The sequence below is a fragment of the Actinoplanes hulinensis genome (genome assembly GCF_019429605.1).
Taxonomy (GTDB): Bacteria; Actinomycetota; Actinomycetes; order Mycobacteriales; family Micromonosporaceae; genus Actinoplanes; species Actinoplanes campanulatus.
This window is the reverse complement of sequence record NZ_JAHXZI010000042.1, coordinates 1-17,526: the sequence shown is the minus strand read 5'-3', so window position 1 is coordinate 17,526 and position 17,526 is coordinate 1. Positions and strand designations below refer to the sequence as shown.

Annotated in this window: 12 protein-coding genes; 6 read left to right on the top strand and 6 right to left on the bottom strand. The window is 72.0% G+C overall.

The genetic code is table 11. The features are described 5' to 3' along the window. Window positions 1-78: 78 nt before the first annotated feature. The gene (locus KZ829_RS44755) at window positions 79-1,653 is read right to left on the bottom strand and encodes a bifunctional NAD(P)/FAD-dependent oxidoreductase/class I SAM-dependent methyltransferase (RefSeq protein WP_220149403.1); all 1,575 of its coding nucleotides are present in this window, start codon (window positions 1,651-1,653) and stop codon (window positions 79-81) included. 73 nt (window positions 1,654-1,726) lie between these two features. Between KZ829_RS44755 and KZ829_RS41885 the strand changes: the two genes are divergently transcribed. Beyond that, window positions 1,727-2,332, top strand: a complete 606-nt coding sequence (locus KZ829_RS41885) for a helix-turn-helix domain-containing protein (RefSeq protein WP_220149402.1) — start codon at window positions 1,727-1,729, stop codon at window positions 2,330-2,332. Here KZ829_RS41885 and KZ829_RS41880 read toward each other — a convergent pair. The 3 genes from KZ829_RS41880 to KZ829_RS41870 form a co-directional block, all read right to left on the bottom strand. Continuing rightward, window positions 2,309-3,247 (bottom strand): phosphoglycerate dehydrogenase, encoded by a 939-nt coding sequence (locus KZ829_RS41880; RefSeq protein WP_220149401.1) that lies wholly within the window; start codon window positions 3,245-3,247, stop codon window positions 2,309-2,311. The two genes, KZ829_RS41885 and KZ829_RS41880, sit on opposite strands and share 24 nt — an antisense overlap. Window positions 3,248-3,265: 18 nt before the next feature. Further along, window positions 3,266-4,816 carry a glycosyltransferase family 39 protein gene (locus tag KZ829_RS41875; RefSeq protein ID WP_220149400.1) on the bottom strand — a complete coding sequence of 517 codons (1,551 nt, stop codon included), beginning with the start codon at window positions 4,814-4,816 and terminating at the stop codon, window positions 3,266-3,268. Window positions 4,817-5,126: 310 nt separating this feature from the next. Further along, window positions 5,127-7,217, bottom strand: coding sequence for a PhoX family protein (locus KZ829_RS41870; RefSeq protein WP_220149399.1), 2,091 nt, complete (start codon window positions 7,215-7,217; stop codon window positions 5,127-5,129). A 322-nt stretch (window positions 7,218-7,539) separates the two neighbouring features. On the opposite strand from KZ829_RS41870, the gene KZ829_RS41865 reads away from it, so the two are divergent. The 4 genes from KZ829_RS41865 (at window position 7,540) to KZ829_RS41850 (ending at window position 13,206) form a co-directional block, all read left to right on the top strand. Then, window positions 7,540-10,029 (top strand): alpha-L-arabinofuranosidase family protein, encoded by a 2,490-nt coding sequence (locus tag KZ829_RS41865; protein WP_220149398.1) that lies wholly within the window; start codon window positions 7,540-7,542, stop codon window positions 10,027-10,029. Window positions 10,030-10,039: 10 nt separating this feature from the next. Then, the gene (locus KZ829_RS41860; RefSeq protein ID WP_220149397.1) at window positions 10,040-11,461 is read left to right on the top strand and encodes a glycoside hydrolase family 43 protein; all 1,422 of its coding nucleotides are present in this window, start codon (window positions 10,040-10,042) and stop codon (window positions 11,459-11,461) included. Between the two features lie 87 nt (window positions 11,462-11,548). Then, a complete protein-coding gene (locus KZ829_RS41855) occupies window positions 11,549-11,986 on the top strand; it encodes an RrF2 family transcriptional regulator (protein ID WP_220149396.1) in 438 nt (145 codons plus the stop codon). Window positions 11,987-12,000: 14 nt separating this feature from the next. Then, on the top strand, window positions 12,001-13,206 hold the full coding sequence (locus KZ829_RS41850; protein WP_220149395.1) for a globin domain-containing protein: 1,206 nt from the start codon (window positions 12,001-12,003) through the stop codon (window positions 13,204-13,206). Between the two features lie 64 nt (window positions 13,207-13,270). On the opposite strand, the gene KZ829_RS41845 is transcribed toward KZ829_RS41850, so the two are convergent. Beyond that, the gene (locus tag KZ829_RS41845; RefSeq protein WP_220149394.1) at window positions 13,271-14,713 is read right to left on the bottom strand and encodes a flavin-containing monooxygenase; all 1,443 of its coding nucleotides are present in this window, start codon (window positions 14,711-14,713) and stop codon (window positions 13,271-13,273) included. After that, window positions 14,710-16,380 (bottom strand): GMC family oxidoreductase, encoded by a 1,671-nt coding sequence (locus KZ829_RS41840; RefSeq protein WP_220149393.1) that lies wholly within the window; start codon window positions 16,378-16,380, stop codon window positions 14,710-14,712. The genes KZ829_RS41845 and KZ829_RS41840 overlap by 4 nt, the downstream gene beginning before the upstream one ends. Window positions 16,381-16,488: 108 nt before the next feature. On the opposite strand from KZ829_RS41840, the gene KZ829_RS41835 reads away from it, so the two are divergent. Then, window positions 16,489-17,283, top strand: coding sequence for an alpha/beta fold hydrolase (locus KZ829_RS41835; RefSeq protein WP_308285890.1), 795 nt, complete (start codon window positions 16,489-16,491; stop codon window positions 17,281-17,283). The last annotated feature ends 243 nt before the right edge of the window (window positions 17,284-17,526 follow it).

Sequence of the window (17,526 nt, the reverse complement as noted above, 5' to 3'; positions counted from 1 at the left end):
GCTGGCGATTCGCCCGGTTAGCCGGAACTCGGGCCGGAAAACTCGGACAAGTACACCGACTGCGGCCGCTGTCCGGGGTCAGCCCTGACGCCGCGCCACCAGAACCGCGTCCCGGACGGTGATCACCCGGCCGTCCGGGTCGGTGGCCGTCCGGGGGCGGGCCTCGGCGGTGACCACCTTCCACGCCTCCGGGTCGAGTTCCGCGGCGATCTCCTCGGCGGTGAACAGCATGTCCGGGAAATGGTGCCGGGCGAAGGTGGCCAGATCGGACGGGTGGTGGCCGACGACCAGCAGGGTGCCGCCCGGGGCCACGGCGTCGGCCAGCCGGGCGTACAGCTCGCGGCGTTCCTCCGGCGGCAGGTGCATGAACTGGGCGGACACCAGGTCGTACGCCTCCCCCGGCGGGTCGGCTCGCAGGTCCGCGTGCCGGAACGTGACCCGCTCGGCCACCCCGGCCCCGGCCGCGTGCCCGGCGGCCCGCTCCAGGGCGACCGTCGAGATGTCCACGCCGGTCACCTCCCAGCCGCGTTCGGCGAGCCACACCGTGTCGGCGCCCTCGCCGCAGCCCACGTCCAGGGCACGTCCCGGGGTCAGCCCGGGCACCTCGGCGACCAGTTGCGGGTTGGGCCGCCCGCTCCAGATCGCGTCCCTGCCGCGGTAGCGCTGCTCCCAGGCGTCCTCGGTGAACATGGTGGAGATCCGCTCCCGGTAGGCGTCCACCGCCCGCCGGGTGTCCTCGGCGATCAGGTCCATGTTGATCGCGGCGGCGGCGGTCTGCCCGCCCGCGGCCGCCACCACGACGGTCGCGCCCAGGTTCGTCACGTTCCCGGCCACCCACACGCCGGGCACCCGGGTCGCCCCGGTCTCGTCGGCCGGGATCCGGCTGCCCAGCACATGCCCGTGCATCTCGAACGGCTCGGCGGGAAGGTCCAGCGACTCCAGCACCCCGGAGCGGGCGGTGAACCGGGGCCCGGCCACCAGCGCGTCCACCGCGACCGTCTCGCCGGACGCCAGCCGCACCCCGGTCATCCGGTCCCCGGACACCTCCACGCCCACCACCGCGCCGTCCACCACCGGGATGCCCCGGGCGGCCAGTTCCTCGGCCTGCTCGGCGCCGGGCGCGGGCCGGCCGTCGAGCAGGACCAGCACGTGGGGGCTGAGCTGCCGCCACATCTGCGCCTGGAGCAGGCTCAGCGGCCCGGTCACCAGCACGCCGATCCGCCTGTCCCGCAACTCCCACCCGTGGCAGTACGGGCAGTGCGCCACGTCCCGGCCCCACCGTTCGGCCAGCCCCGGGATGTCCGGCAGCTCGTCGACCAGGCCGGTGGTGACCAGCAGGCGCCGCCCGCGGACCAGCCGGCCGTCGTCGATCGCCACCCGGAACCCGTCGCCGTCACGGACCGCCGACTCGGCGCGGCCGGTCAGCAGCTCGGCGCCGTAGCCGAGGACCTCGGCCCGGCCGGCGGCCAGCAGCTCGGCCGGGGGTGTGCCGTCCCGGCCCAGGTAGTTGTGCATGTGTGCGGCCGGGGCGTTGCGCGGCTCCCCGCTGTCGACGACGAGCACCGACCGCCGGGAGCGGGCCAGGGCCAGGGCTCCGCTCAGTCCGGCCGCGCCGCCGCCGATCACCACGACGTCGTACGTCTGCTCCTCCACTGCGTACTCCTCTCTCGCCTCTCCCGCTCACCGTGCCCAACGCTGCGGCAGGACGGCAACTAATGTTGCTGTTATGGCAAAAGACCTGGAGTCCGCGCTCGCCGCCGTCGGGCCCCGGCTGCGCGAGCTGCGCCAGCGGCGGGAGATCACGCTCACCCGGCTGGCCGAGACCACCGGGATCTCGGTGAGCACGCTGTCCCGCCTCGAGTCGGGCAGCCGCCGCCCCACGCTGGAGTTGCTGCTGCCGCTGGCCGGGGCGTACCAGGTCACCCTCGACGAACTGGTGGACGCGCCGGAGACCGGCGACCCCCGGGTCCGGGCGCGGCCGATCCAGCGAGGCGGGCACACGTACGTCCCGCTCAGCCGGCGGCCGGGCGGGTTGCAGGCCTTCAAGCAGATCCTGCCGCCCGAACCGGGGGCGTGCGGGGTGGAACAGCAGACCCACGAGGGCTACGAGTGGCTCTACGTGCTGTCCGGGCGGGTCCGGCTGCTGCTCGGCGACCACGACCTGGTGCTCACCCCGGGCGAGGCGGCCGAGTTCGACACCCGGCTGCCGCACGCGATCCTCAACCCCGGCCCGGAGCCGGCCGAGGTGCTCAACATCTTCGGGCCGCAGGGTGAACGGGTGCACGTGCGCGCCCGCTCGACCCGCGGGTCAGGAGACGACGTTGCGCAGTGAGCCGCCGGAGAGGTAGGCCGCCAGGTTCTCGCCGAGCAGTGCGGACGCGCCCTCCGGACGGCCGCCGGCGGCGTGCGGCGTGATGATCACGTCGGGTTCGTCCCACAGGCCGGAGGTCACCGGCAGCGGCTCCTCGGCGAAGACGTCGAGGGCCGCCCCACCGAGCCGCCCGGCCCGGATCGCGGCCAGCAGCGCGTCCTCGTCCAGGGTGGCGCCGCGGCCCACGTTCACCACCCATGCGTGGGCGGGCAGCCGGTCCAGGATCGCGGCGCCCAGGACGCCTGCCGTCTCCCGCGTGGCCGGCAGGATGTTGATCAGCAGGTCGGTCTCCGGCAGCAGGCCGGGAAGGTCGGCGTCCGTCACCACCGGGAAGCCGTGCCGCTCCCCGGCGGCGCGGGCCACCCCGGTCACGCGCGCTCCCAGCGCGGCGAGCAGCGGGGCCAGCCTCGCCGCGATCCCGCCGAAACCCCAGATCACCACGTTCGCGTCGCGCAGCGTACGGAACGCGCCCGGCTCGTCCACCGGTTGCAGGCCGCCCCACTCGCCCGCCCAGCGGCGGCCGATCTGCGCCCGGACCAGCCGGTTGAGCCGGCGGGCGGCGGCCAGCACCAGGCCCAGCGTGTGCTCGGCGACGGTCCGGTCGTGCAGCCCCAGCCCCGCGGTGACCACCACGTCGGTGGCGAACCCGGCGGCCAGCACCGCGTCCGGCCCGGCGGCGAGCGTCTGCACCCAGCGGACCGCCTTCAGCCGCTGGGCGGCGTCGGACAGGTTCTCCGGCGTGTTGCCCCACACCACCAGGACCTCGGCGTCGGTGTGCTCGTCGGGGACCGGGCGGCGGACGTCGTAGACGGCGGTGGTCACGCCGGCGGGCAGGTCCGGGTCGAGGGGGACGGTGCCGGGGAGCAGAACCTTCATGGCGGTCAGCTTGCCAGCTCAGCCCCGCAGTTCGTAGAGCGCGACGGTGGCCCGCTTGGGTTGCCAGAGATCGACCTGGCGGTAGCCGCCGGTCAGCATCCCGCGCAGCTCCGGCCGGATCGTGAGCGGGTCGGTGACCCGGTCCCCGAGGACCAGCCAGACCCGGCGGGCGCCGGCCACCCGGGCGGCCGCGTCCGGGTACTCCTCGGCGATCAGGGTTCCGGTCCGCGCCGACGGGACCCGGACCAGCGGGTCCGCCGGGACGACCGGCTCTCGGGCCAGATAGTGGTCCGTGCCGGCCCGGATCGCCCGGTTCCGGGCCGGGTAGACCACCACGTCCCCGGGCCGCGCCTCCCGGCCGATGATCGTCGCGATGGCCCGGTAGTCCGGCCCGTTCTTCGCGGTCTGGGCCCGGACCGCCCGCTGTCCCGGCACCGCGATCGCGGCGAGCACCAGCAGCACCGTCACCACCCGCGTCACGGTGAACCGGGACCAGCCGTCCCGGCCGCCGGTCAGCGCGACCGCCGCCAGGATCGCCACCGGGGCCAGCACCACCAGCAGGTAGCGGGCCACCCACATGGGCGAGACCAGGTACGACACGGCGGCCAGGACGGTCAGCGGGCCGAGGGCGAGCAGCGCGACCGGGACCAGGCGGCGCAGCGGCCGCCAGGAGACCAGCGCCACCATGCCGATCAGGAACCAGGCCACCTCCCGCGAGCCGGCGATCCCGGCCGGCATGCCGGCGATGCCGCGCACGGTGATCGGTTCGACCCAGTGCAGTTGGACGTCCTGCTGGCGCAGGCCCAACCGGGCGATCGGGGCGAGCGGCAGCAGGGCGGCCAGCACCGTGCCGCCCCAGACCAGGGCGCGCCGGCGGCGCCTCCCGCCGGGTTGCAGGGCGACCAGGGCGGCGTGCGCCACCAGGGTGGTCAGGGCGACCAGGTGGAAGAGACCCAGCATCAGCACGCTCAGGCCGTAGGCGATCCACCGGTACGCGCCTCCGCGCCGGATCGCCTCCACCAGCAGGAGCAGCGCCAGGACCGAGAAGAAGCAGGCGAAGGCGTACGGGCGGGCCTCGGCCGCGTACCGGGAGGTGTTCGGCACGACGCACAGGATCAGTCCGGCGACCAGCCCGGCCAGCGGGGTGAACAGGCGTCTGCCCAGCTCGGCGGCGACCGCCACGCCGGCCGCCATGGCCACGATCGAGGGCAGCCGCAGGGCCACCTCGCCGGTGCCGGCCAGCCCGGTCCACCAGTGCAGCAGCAGGTAGTAGAACCCGAAGACGGCGTCGATGTTCGGCACCGTGGCGAGGATCTGCGGCACCGACCGAGAGGCCATCTCCGCGGAGGTGACCTCGTCCCAGCTGAGCGTGGGCCGGCCGGCCTGGATCAGGGCGATGCCGAGCATCAGCACGCCGGGCACCGCGGCCGGCAGGATCCGCGTCAGCCACGCGGCCACCCGGGGGCGGCGCCGCCCGGGATCCGGGGCGTCGCCTCCGGCCGAAGCTCGCGGCGGCGCGACGCGCGGATCGGAAACGTCCGGCCTCGTCGTGGTCGGCGTCTCGGTCAAACCTGTCACCCCCGCAGGTGTTACGACCCCTGGACGCTCAGGTACACGCCGGCCGGGGCCGTACGGATCACTTCGTCGCCCTTTTGAGCCGTGGGCCACGCGCTTTCGGTGACCATGGAGGCCTGGGCGACCCCACGATGATCATCACCCGATGATGGCGCGAATGCGGGACGCCACCGGGCGATTCGCGCGGATTCGGCGGCGGTTCCGCTGGCGGCGCGGCGGCCGGGGTCCGCGGCGTGCTCCCGGACGAAGTGCCCGGACGGCCGCGGCGTGGCACGCCGCGGCCGTCCGGGTGGTGCCCGGTGGATCAGCTGCCGACCGGGCCGCCGTCCCTGCGCCAGGTCACCACGACGCCGGGCTTGGCGAAGTCGCCGTCCGGCCAGACCGAGGCGGGCTTGTCCACCGACGCGCCGGTGATCTCGCCGGGGTGCTGGACCGCCACGAACACCGAGCGGTCGTCGGAGGTGATGAAGGGGCCGCAGGTCTCGGCGCCCTTCGGCACGGTGAGGAACTGGCGCAGGTGGCCTCGTTCCCGGCCCTCGACCGGCGTCGCGAAGAGGCCGTCGTTGCTGCCCAGCGCGTTGCCGTCGGTCGAGATCCAGAGGTTGCCGGCGCTGTCGAAGGCGACGTTGTCCGGGCAGGAGATCGGGGAGACCGCCGCCTTGTCGTACCCGCCGAAGTAGGTGTCGGCCGCGGCCGGGTCACCGCACACGATCGGCAGCTGCCAGGTGAAGGTGGCGCCGGTGTGGTCGCCCCGGTCCTCGGTGATCTCGAAGATGTGGCCGTGCTTGTTGGCGTTGCGCGGGTTGGCCTCGTCCGCCTTGGCGTTGGCGCCGACACCGCGGTTGGTGTTGTTGGTCATCGCCGCGTAGATCTTGCCGGTCCGCGGGCTCGGCTGGACGTCCTCGGGACGGTCCATCTTGGTGGCGCCGACCGCGTCGCCCGCCAGGCGGGTGAAGGTGAGCACGTCGATCGCGGTCATGCCGGGAACGTACGACGTGTTGCCGGACACCAGCTTGATCCACTCGCCCCTGCCGTCGAACTTCCCGTCGGTGGGCAGCTCGCCGGTGCCGTCGATCTCGGCCGGGTCGCTGTCGCCGGTGACCTTGGCGACGTAGAGCGTGCCCGACTCCAGCAGGGTCAGGTTGTGCCGGCGGGCCCACGGCGAGTCGCTGTCGATGTACTTCTTGTCCGACACGAACTTGTACAGGTAGTCGAACCGCTCGTCGTCACCCATGTACGCGACGACCCGGCCGTTGTGCGCGACGATGACGTTGGCGCCCTCGTGCTTGAAGCGGCCCATGGCGGTGTGCTTGCGCGGACGGCCCTCGGGGTCGAACGGGTCGACCTCGACGATCCAGCCGAAACGGTTCGCCTCGTTCGGGTGCAGGGCGAGGTCGAAGCGCTCCTGGGCCCGGTCCCACTTGCGGCTGCCGCTGGGGTAGCGGGCGGTGGTGCTGATGCCGTACCGGTTGAGCTTCGGCTTGACGTCGGCCGCCGCCGCGTCGCCGCCGACGAAGTACTGGTTGAAGTTCTCCTCGCCGGAGAGCACGGTGCCCCACGGGGTGACGCCGCCGGCGCAGTTGTTCAGCGTGCCGACGACGATCCGGCCGGACGGGTCGGCGGCGGTCCTGACCAGCGCCGAGCCGGCCACCGGGCCGGTCAGCTCGAACTCGGTCGCGAGCGCCGTGATCCGGCGGTTCCAGCGCAGCCGGCGGCTCCTGGCGGGCTTCCACCGGCCGGTGCGGCCGACCCGCTCGATCTCGACCACGGACAGGCCGTGCGCCGCGATGGCGATCTTGAGTTGCTCGACGGTGAGGGCGTCCATGGTGGTGAAGCCACGGAACATCAGGTCCTCGTTGGTGTACTCGTGGTTCACCACGAGCAGTGCCCGGTCCCGCTCACCGGGGACCGGGATCACGCCGACGAAGTCGTTGTTGTAGCCGAACTGCTTCGACTGGGCGGCCGCCGTCTGCTTGTCGACGTCGAACGCCGGCGCGCCGGGCTCGACCGGGTCGCCCCAGCGGATCACGACGGACGACTGGTATCCGGCCGGGATGGTCACCTGGTCCAGGGTGTTCGGGGCGACCGTCTCGAAGGTGAGGCGGCCGGCCCGGCCGCCGTGGCGAGCGGTCTCGACAGGGGCGGCCGCGGCAGGGCCGGCGGCGGCGAGCGCCGAGCCGCAGAAGCCGAGCACCATCGCTCCGACGGCTCCGGCCCGGACCACGCCGCGGCGGCTCATCTCGGCGTTGACGACGTCTCCGAGGTAGGGGTTGGCCGACTCGTTCGGCACGGGGTGGTCACACGCGTTGCCGCATCGGTACAGACAGGTCATCGCGTCGCGGCTGCCACCGCTGTGTCCCAGCAGCGGAAGCAGGCGGCGGTTGAGGTCCGGCATCGGTTCTGTTCTCCTCGGTCTCACGTCACCGCGCTCGGTGACGGGCTGCCCGGACGCTAAAAGCCCAGGTGTACGGCGACCACCCCGGTCGGGTGCCCCCGAGGTGAACGAGGCATGAACGTCCGTCACGCGCCGCGAAGCAGCCCGAAACTCGTTGACCGAGAGTAGTTAACGCTAACAAGATCACCTCTGAGCCGTTTGCAGCGCTGAAATCCGTGGCCCGGCAAAGCTTGACAGCCCCGTCGATGTTTGCGTACACATTGCGGAGCCCCTATACGGAAACACTTCCGAAACCGTTGCGATCCGCACCGGAGGACTCTTCATGCCCCGAATCCCCTATCGTCTCGTGGGCGCGGCCGCCGTACTGGTCTCGCTCCCGCTCGCGGTCGCCCCGCCGGTCGCCGCCGTGGCGGTCGAACCGGACTACACCATCACGGTGAACCCGGACGCCACCGGAGCCGCGATCCCCAAGTCGATGTACGGCGTCTTCTTCGAGGACATCAACTACGCGGCCGACGGCGGTCTCTACGCCGAACTGGTCCGCAACCGCTCGTTCGAGTTCAACGGCACCGACGCGTCCGGCTACAACGGACTGACCGCCTGGGCGGCCACCGGCTCGGCCGTGGTGACCAACGACGACCAGCGGCTCAACGAGCGCAACCGCAACTACCTGCGTGTCACCGGCACGGCCGGATTGACCAACGCCGGCTACAACACCGGCCTCGCGGTCGAAAAGTCCGAACTATACGACTTTTCGGTCTGGGCCCGAGCGGACGCCACCACCTCGCTGGAGGTCAGCCTTCACACGGCCGGCGGAACGGCGCTGGCCGCGCCGTTGACGCTCTCGGTCGCCGGTGACACGTGGAAGAAGTACACGGGCACCCTGAAGGCGACCGCGACGAGCGACGTGGCCCGGCTCTCGGTGAAGGCCTCCGGAAGCGCGCGCCTCGACGAGATCTCGCTGTTCCCGCGGGACACCTACAGGGGCCGGGCGAACGGCCTGCGCAAGGATCTGGCCGAGAAGATCGCGGCGCTCGAGCCGGGCTTCGTCCGCTTCCCGGGCGGCTGCCTCGTCAACACCGGCAGCATGTACCAGTACACGGCCGCCGACAACTATCCGCGCGCCCGGTCCTACCAGTGGAAGGACACCGTCGGGCCGGTCGAGACGCGGGCCACCAACAAGAACTTCTGGGGCTACAACCAGAGTTACGGCCTCGGCTACTACGAGTACTTCCAGTTCTCCGAGGACATCGGCGCCATGCCGCTGCCCGTGCTGCCGGCCCTGGTGACCGGTTGTGGCCAGAACCGGGCCACCGTGGACGAGGCGCTGCTCCAGCAGTACATCCAGGACACCCTGGACCTGATCGAGTTCGCCAACGGCGCGACCACCACCACGTGGGGCAAGCTGCGCGCCGACATGGGCCACCCGAAGCCGTTCCACCTCACCACGCTCGGCATCGGCAACGAGGAGAACCTGCCCGAGGAGTACTGGGCGAACTTCCTCAGGTTCGAGTCCGCGATCAAGGCGAAGCACCCGGACATCACGGTGGTCAGCAACTCGGGTCCGGACGACCAGGGTTCGACGTTCGAGAACCTGTGGGCCAAGAACCGGGCGCACGGCTCGGACATGGTCGACGAGCACTACTACAACAGCCCGTCGTGGTTCCTCCAGAACAACAAGCGATATGACGCGTACGACCGGAGCGGTCCCCAGGTCTTCCTGGGCGAATACGCGTCGCTGGACGCCAAGCTGTTCAACTCGCTGGCCGAGGCCGCCTACATGACCGGCCTGGAACGCAACGCCGACGTGGTGAAGATGGCGTCCTACGCCCCGCTGCTCGCCAACATCGACAACGTGCAGTGGAAGCCGGACATGATCTGGTTCGACAACGACGAGTCGTGGGGCTCCACCAGCTACCAGGTGCAGAAGCTCTTCATGAACAACGTCGGTGACCGGGTCGTGCCGACCACCACCACCGGCAACGTGCTCCAGCCGAAGCCGATCACCGGCGGGGTCGGGCTCTCCACCTGGCGGACCGCCGCGACCTACGACGACGTCAAGGTCACCAGCCCGGACGGCACCGTGCTGTTCAGCGACGACTTCGACGACGGCAACGCGGACGGCTGGACCTCGGTGACCAATCGCGGCGCCTGGGCGGTGACCGACGGCGCCTACACCCAGACGACCACGGACACCGAGGACACCATGGTCAAGGGCGCGACGATCAGCGCGACCGATTACGACTACACGCTGAAGGCCACCAAGACGGCCGGCGCGGAGGGCTTCCTGGTCGCGTTCGGCATCCAGGAGACCGGCCAGTTCTACTGGTGGAACCTGGGCGGCTGGAACAACACCCAGGGCGCCATCGAGAAGGGGATCACCTCCGCCAAGGAGCAGATCCTCACCAAGCCCAACAGCGTGACCACGGGTAGGACCTACGACCTGAGGATTTCGGTGCGGGGTACGAAGGTCACCCTGTACCTGGACGGCGTGGAGTGGGGCTCGTTCGACGACAACGCCGTCACCGAGCCGTTCGCCCAGGTCGTCACGGAGGACACGAGGACCGGCGAGCTGATCGTCAAGGTCGTCAACGCGCAGGACGCCCCGGCGGTCACGAAGATCGACCTGGGTGGGCGCAGGGTGGCCCGGACCGCGAAGCAGACCGTGATCACCGGTGACCCGGGCGAGCAGAACACCCGCTCGGCCGAGCCGATCCTGCCGGTCACCAGCACCGTCAGCGGGATCGCCTCCGTCTTCACCGCTGAGTTCCCCGCGAACTCGGTCACCTTCCTCCGGATCAAGACCCGATAAGGACGTGGACATGACGTTCGCACTGCATCGCCGTACGCTGCTCCGGGGTTCTCTCGGGGTGGCCGGCGCCGGAGCTCTCGGCGCGCTCGCCGCGAGCGGCGCGGAAGGCGCCCCGCAGCCGGGCCCGCTGCCCGATGACGCCGCCATCTACGGAGTGCCCACCATCGACCCGCTGATCAGCCGGCGCGCCGACCCCTGGATCACCAAGCCGGTCGGCGGCATGTACTACTTCACCGGCTCGGTGCCGGAGTACGACCGCCTGGTCGTGCGCGGCGCCACCACCATCGCGGGCCTCGCCGGGGCCGAGGAGACCGTCATCTGGCGCCGCCCCACCAGCGGCACCATGGGCGGCCACATCTGGGCACCGGAGCTGCACCGGATCGGCGGGAAGTGGTACATCTACTTCGCCGCCGGCGACGCCGGGAACGTGTTCCGGATCCGGACGTACGTGATGGAGTCCACGCTCGACGACCCGCGCGACCCGGCCGGCTGGACCCTCAAGGGCCAGCTCGTCACCGAGTGGGACGGTTTCACCCTGGACGCCACCAGCTTCACCCACCGCGGGCGGCAGTACCTGGTGTGGGCCCAGAGCGAGCCGGAGATCGCGGTCAACACGAGCCTCTACATCGCCGAGATGGCGAACCCGTGGACGTTCAGGACCAAGCCGACCCGGATCACCACGCCCACCAGGAGCTGGGAGATCATCGGCTACCGGGTGAACGAGGGCCCGGCCGTGCTGATCCGTAACGGGAAGGTCTTCATCACCTTCTCGGCCAGCGCCACCGACGCCAACTACTGCATGGGCCTGCTCAGCGCCTCGGCCGACGCCGACCTGCTGTCGCGCTCCAGTTGGACGAAGCACCCTGACCCGATCTTCGTCTCCAACGACGAGACCTCCCGCTTCGGGCCCGGGCACAACTCGTTCACGGTGGCCGAGGACGGGAAGACCGACGTGCTGGTCTACCACGCCCGCGACTACAAGCAGATCGTCGGCGACCCGCTGTACGACCCCAACCGCCACACCCGTGTGCAGAAGCTCTACTGGCACGAGGACGGGACGCCGCTGTTCGGCATCCCGGTCGGGTCGGGCGGGCCGATCGTGCGCCTGTCGCCGTCCGGCGCGCCGCGCTCGTTCGTCAAGCACGAGGGCGACGTGATCCGGGCCGCGCACGCGCCGCGCGAGCTGGAACTGACCCAGTTCCGGTTCGTGGCCGGGGCGGACGGCACCGAGACGATCCAGTCGGTCGACCAGCCCACGAGGTTCCTCGTGGTCAGCGGCACGACCGTCGGGCTGGGCGCCACCGGCACCCCGGTCACCCGGATCGCGGCCAGGGGTGGTGTCACCATCCGGGTCGCGCCCGGCCAGTACCTCCAGCACAGGGGCGGGCAGATCACGGTCGCCGCGAAGGCGACAATCTTCAAGCTCAGCTAGTCCCTGATCACGGAGGGGGTCCACCCCCTCCGTGATCTATGGCTCAAAAACAGGACTTTAAGATACCTCTTTTAGTACGGTCGGCACGTGCGACTGAACCGCTCCACCGACATCGGCCTCCGCGTCCTGATGCTCGCCGCCGCACGGCCGGACGACCTGCTCACCATCGACGTGCTGGCCGACTCGGTCGCGGTTCCCCGCAACCACCTCGCCAAGGTGGTCCAGCGGTTGCAGCACCTCGGCCTGCTCGACACCGTGCGCGGCCGCAACGGCGGCGTGCGGCTGGCGACCGGCGCGGCGGGCGCGTCCATCGGCAGCCTGGTCCGCGAGCTCGAGGGCGACACCGAGGTCGTCGACTGCGGCGGGGAGACACCGTGCCCGCTCAACGCCGGCTGCCGGCTGCGGGGCGCGCTGCGAGTCGCACAGGAGGCGTTCTACGCCTCGCTCGACCCCATCACGATCGGCGACCTGGCCGCTCCCCCGGTCCGGCAGGTGCTCCTGACCCTCGGCCGATCTCCCCAGTGAAGAGGAGACCCCTCATGCTGTCCGCATCCAGCGCCCCGGTCGTCGAGGCGACGCTCCCGGTCGTCGGCGAGAATCTCGAAGCCATCACCACCGTCTTCTACGAGACGATGATCGGGGAGAACCCGGAGCTGCTGAACCTGTTCAGCCGCAGCGCGCAGGCCACCGGCGAGCAGCGCAGCGCACTCTCCGGAGCGGTCGCGGCGTACGCCGCGCACCTCATCGGCGCCGGCCCGTCCGGCGTGGCGTTCGAGCACGTGGTGGACCGGATCGCGCACCGGCACTGCGCCCTCGGCATCCGCCCCGAGCAGTACACGATGGTCGGCCGCTACCTGCTGCGCGCCGTCGGCACGGTGCTCGGCGACGCCGTCACGCCGGAGATCGCCGCCGCGTGGGACGAGGTGTACTGGCTGTTCGCGGCGCAGCTGATCGGCCGGGAGGCGCGCCTCTACGCCGAGGCCGGGGTCGAGGGCGCCGACCCGTGGCGGTCCTACGCGGTCGCCAACAAGATCGAGGAGGCGCACGACACGGTCTCGTTCGTGCTGGTCCCGGCCGACCTGAGGGCCGCCCCCGTCTATCACCCCGGGCAGTACGTGACGGTCGCCGTCGACCTGCCCGGCGCCGGCCGCCAGCTGCGGCAGTACTCGCTGTCCCAGGCGCCGACCGGCGGCACCCTGCGGATCACCGTCCGGCGGGTCCGCGGCCGCGGCGGCGCCCCGGACGGCGTGGTCTCCGCGTTCCTGCACGACCAGGTCGGCACCGGCGACCGGCTGCGGATCAGCCAGCCGTACGGCGACCTCGTCCTGCGCCCCGGCGACGCCCCGTTGCTGCTGGTCAGCGCCGGGGTCGGGATCACCCCGATGGCGGCGATCCTGGAGCAGACGGCACGGACCCAGCCGACCCGCGAGGTGACCGTCGTCCACGCCGACCGGGACCCGGGCCGCCACCCGCTGCGCGGCGACATGCTCAGCAGCGGCGCCCGGCTCCGCTCGTTCCGCGAGGTCGTCTGGTACGAGCAGGGCGGCCCCACCGGCGCGCACACCGGCCTGATCGACACCGATCAGGTCCCGGTGCACCCGGACGCCGAGGTGTACCTGTGCGGCCCGGCGCCGTTCATGCAGACCGTCCGGGCCGGCCTGCACCGGCGGGGCATCCCCGACGAGCGCATCCGGTACGAGGTGTTCGGCTCCGAGCAGTGGCGTCCGGCGCCGGTCGCCGCCTGACAAGCATTGAGCCGATCTTGGACGATCGACCACCGCATCAGGTGGGCCGACGTCCAAGGTCGGCTCAGCTCTTGAGTGTCCCGGGCAGGAAGTCGGAGCGGTCGAGGGTGGCGGTTCGGCGGCGGTATTCGGTGGCCTTGCCCGGCCAGTTGGCGACGACACGGCCGGCGGCGGTGCGGTACCAGCTCTGGCACGCCGTCCACACCGAACCGGCCAGGCGGGACTGGATCTCGGCGTCGTAGGCGGTCGCGACCTCAGGCCGTACCTCCAGATCGTCGCCTGCCGCGACCCGCCGCACGGCCTGCGTGATCCACCTGGCCTGGGCCTCGTGGAAGTAGATCACCGAGGTGTTGCCGGTGTTCGTGTTCGGGCCGTAGACCAGGAACATGTTGGGGAAACCGGGCACCGCGAGACCCAGGTACGCGTGCGCCCCGTCCCGCCATTCGTCGGCGAGCACGGCGCCGTCGCGGCCGGTGACCCGGATCGGGACGAGGAACTCGGTGGCGGCGAAGCCGGTTCCGTAGATCAGCACGTCGCACGGGTGGTCCACGCCGTCGGCGGTGCGGACGCCGTCCGGGGTCACCGCGACGATCTTCTCGGTGACCAGGTCGACGTCGGGGCGGGCCAGGGTGGGCAGCCAGGCGTTCGTGAACAGCACCCGCTTGCAGCCCATCGGCTCGTCCGGGGTCACCTTGGCGCGCAGCTCCCGGTCGCGGACCTGCCAGCGGCGCTGACTCCACGAGTAGCCGCGGACCAGGGCGTTGACCACCCGGTTGCCGGTCAGGGCGGCGCCCGGGACGAGGGTGAGGCCCCAGGTGGCGGCGCGGGACAGCAGCATCAGCGACGGCATCCGGCGGTAGGCGGCCTTCCGGAGGCGGCCGTAGCGACGGTCGGGTTTGGGCAGTGTCCACGGCGCGGTGCGCTGGAAGACGGTGACGTGGGCGGCGGTTCCGGCGATCGCGGGGACGAGCTGGATGGCGCTGGCGCCGGTGCCGACGACCGCGACCCGGTTGCCCTCGATCGGGACGTCCGGCGTCCAGTGTGCGGTGTGCACGGCGACGCCCGTGAAGCTCTCCGCGCCGGGCAGCTCCGGGATCGACGGCCGGGACAGTTGACCGACGGCCGGGATCAGCACGTCCGCGCGTACGATCTCGTGGTTCTTCAACAGAACCTCCCACCCGCCGCCGGACCACGAGGCGGAAGCCACCTCGGCGCCGAAGCGGACCCGCTCGGTGACGCCCCACCCGTCGGCGCAACGATGCAGATAGGCGAGGATCTCGTCGTGCGGCGGGTAGCGGCGCGACCAGTCCGGGTTCAGGGCGCGGGAGTAGGAGTAGAGCGGCGCCGGCACGTCACAGGCGCACCCCGGGTAGGTGTTGTCGCGCCACACGCCGCCGGCCCGGTCCGCCTTCTCCAGCAGGACGATGTCGTCGAAGCCGGCGCGGAGCAGCTCGGCGGCGACCGCCACCCCGCCGAACCCGGCGCCGATGATCGCGATTCGGGTCATGGCCGCCGTCCGATGGTGAGCCGCAGCGCGGCGGGGGCCGACGCGGGCACCACGGGTTCGCGGGGCGCCACCGGTTCGACCGGCGCGAACCCGGATGACGGCCGCGGATCCGGCTCGCCGGCGTTCGGCCACAGCGCGACCGCCCGCTCCGCCAGGGCGGTGATCGTCAGGGACGGGTTGACGCCCAGGTTGGCGGCCACCACCGACCCGTCGATGACGTGCAGCCCGGGATGCCCGAAGAGGCGGTGGTACGGGTCGACGACCCCCTGCGAGGGATCCGCGCCGATCGCGCAGCCGCCGATGAAGTGCCCGGTGACCGGCCGTCCCACCAGTTCGGTGTAGGAACCGGTCGGCACGCCGTCCACCTCGGCGGCGACCCGGCGGGCCACGTCGTGCGCGGCCGGCACCCACACCGGGTTCGGCTCGCCGATGCCCGGCCGGCTGGTGATCCGCCGCCCGAACAGGCCCCGCCGGGTGTGCACGGTGATCGAGTTGTCCAGCGGCTGCATGGCCAGCAGCACCACGGTCTGGCTGGACCAGTTCCGCGGGGAGAGGTAGAGCCGCGCGTCCCGGCCGGCCTTCGCGATCGTCTTGACGGCCTGCCACCAGCGCGGGCGGCCCTCGTCGACCAGTGCCGTGGCGAGCAGCGCCAGCAGGTTGCTGCCGGGCCCGTACCGGACCGGTTCGACGTGGGTGACCGGGTCCGGGTGGATCGAGGAGGTGATCGCGATCCCGTGACTGAAGTCGCGGTCCGTGCGGCGGGTGCGCGCTCCGAGGATCGATTCCGAGTTGGTACGGCTGAGCTCGCCCAGCCGTGGGGAGACGTCCGGCAGCAGTCCCCGGTCGCGCATCCGGTGCAGCAGGCGCTGGGTGCCGAGGGCGCCACCGGCGAAGACGACCTGCTCGGCGGTGAAGGTCCGCTTCGCGAGCCCGCCGGTGCGCCGGGTCTCCACCAGGTAGCCGCCGCCGTCGCGTGGGCGCACCGCACGGACGGTGGTGAGCGGGTGCACCTCGGCGCCGGCCCGTTCGGCGAGGTAGAGGTAGTTCTTGACCAGGGTGTTCTTGGCGTTGCCCCGGCAGCCGGTCATGCACGACCCGCAGAGGGTGCAGGTGCGGCGGTCCGGTCCCGCTCCGCCGAAGAACGGATCCTCCACGGGTACGCCGGGCTCGTCCCCGAACAGCACGCCGACCGGGGTGTGCCGGTAGGTGTGGCCCACGCCCATGTCGTCGGCGACCGCGCGCAGGGCCCGGTCGGAGGCCGTCTCGACCGGGTTCACGGTCACCCCGAGCATGCGTTTCGCCTGCTCGTAGTAGGGGGCCAGCTCGGACTTCCAGTCGGCGATGCCGGACCACTGCGGGTCGGCGTAGAAGGCGTCGGGCGGCTCGTACAGCGTGTTGGCGTAGCCCAGGGAGCCACCGCCGACCCCGGCGCCCGACATGATCATCACGTCCCGGAGCAGGGTGAGCCGGAGGATGCCGTAGCAGCCGAGCGCGGGCGCGTAGAGGTAGTCGCGCAGCCGCCAGGACGTCTTGGCGAACTGTTCGTCGGTGAACCGGCGGCCGGCCTCGAGGACGCCGACGCGGTAGCCCTTCTCGGTGAGACGCAGCGCGGTCACGCTGCCACCGAAGCCGGAGCCGATGACGAGGACGTCGTAGTCGTACGACATCGCCGTACCATCACACCCTTATTGGCAACATGTCAACAACTGGTTTCGGTCTTGGCTCGCACCGCGAATCACCTTCCGGTCTCCGCCTCCCGGTGGAAGGCTGAGCCGGTGACCGAGCTGTCCTATGATCGGCGCGGATCCGGTCCGCCGCTTGTGCTCATCCACGGCCTGGGCAGCCACCGCCAGGTCTGGTCCCCCATCCTCGACGCGGTCGCCGAACACCACGACGTGATCGCCGTCGACCTGCCCGGATTCGGCGCCTCCCCGCCCTGGGCTCTCTCCGGAGGCCCGCTCCCCGGATCGGTCGCGCACCTCGCCGACCTGCTGGAGGCGTTCCTGGCCAGGCTCGGCGTGGACACCCCTGCGGTGGCCGGCAACTCGCTGGGCGGCGGCATCGCCCTGGAACTCGGCCGTCGCGGCCACGCCCGCGCGGTGACCGCCTTCGCCCCGATCGGTTTCTGGACCCGGGCGGAACGCCGCTGGTGCCAGACCGCCGTCACCGCCGCCCGCGCAACCGCCACGCGCCTGGACGGCTCCCTCCCGCGCATCATGGCGTCACCGGTGGGCCGGTCCGCGTTCTGCTCGCTCTTCTACGCCCATCCCGGCCGTCTCGACCCGGCCGAGTGCGTCGGCTCGGCCCGGGCACTGGCCGCCGCGCCCGGCTTCGCCGAGGCCCGCGACGCCTTCACCCACCTGCGACCGTGGTCCTTCTCCGCGGCGGGCTCACTCCCCCGCATCCCGGTCACCATCGCCTGGGGTACGCGCGACGCGATCCTCCCGCACCGCCAGTCCCGCCGAGCCCGCGCGATCCTCCCGACCGCCCGCCACGTAACCCTCCCGAGCGCCGGCCACCTCCCGTTCTCCGACGCCCCCACTCCGTGCGCCGCCCTCCTCACCCCCTGACCCCGGCCGCCGTTCCTGTGGTCGTGCCCTCTCCGCCAGGCGCTCACCGTCGCTGCCGGGGTCCCGCTGAGCGACGCCCTCGAACCACCTTTCTGGTACGCCGTTCCCCGCCCGCGGAAACGATGACCGTCCCGCCGAGCCTCGCGAGCCGGCTGCCGGGTCTGGCCTGTGCCGCGCCCGCCGGACTAGCGATCTCAGCCCGGCGGGCGCGGCACTGGCTTGACCCGGCAGCCGGCTCGCGAG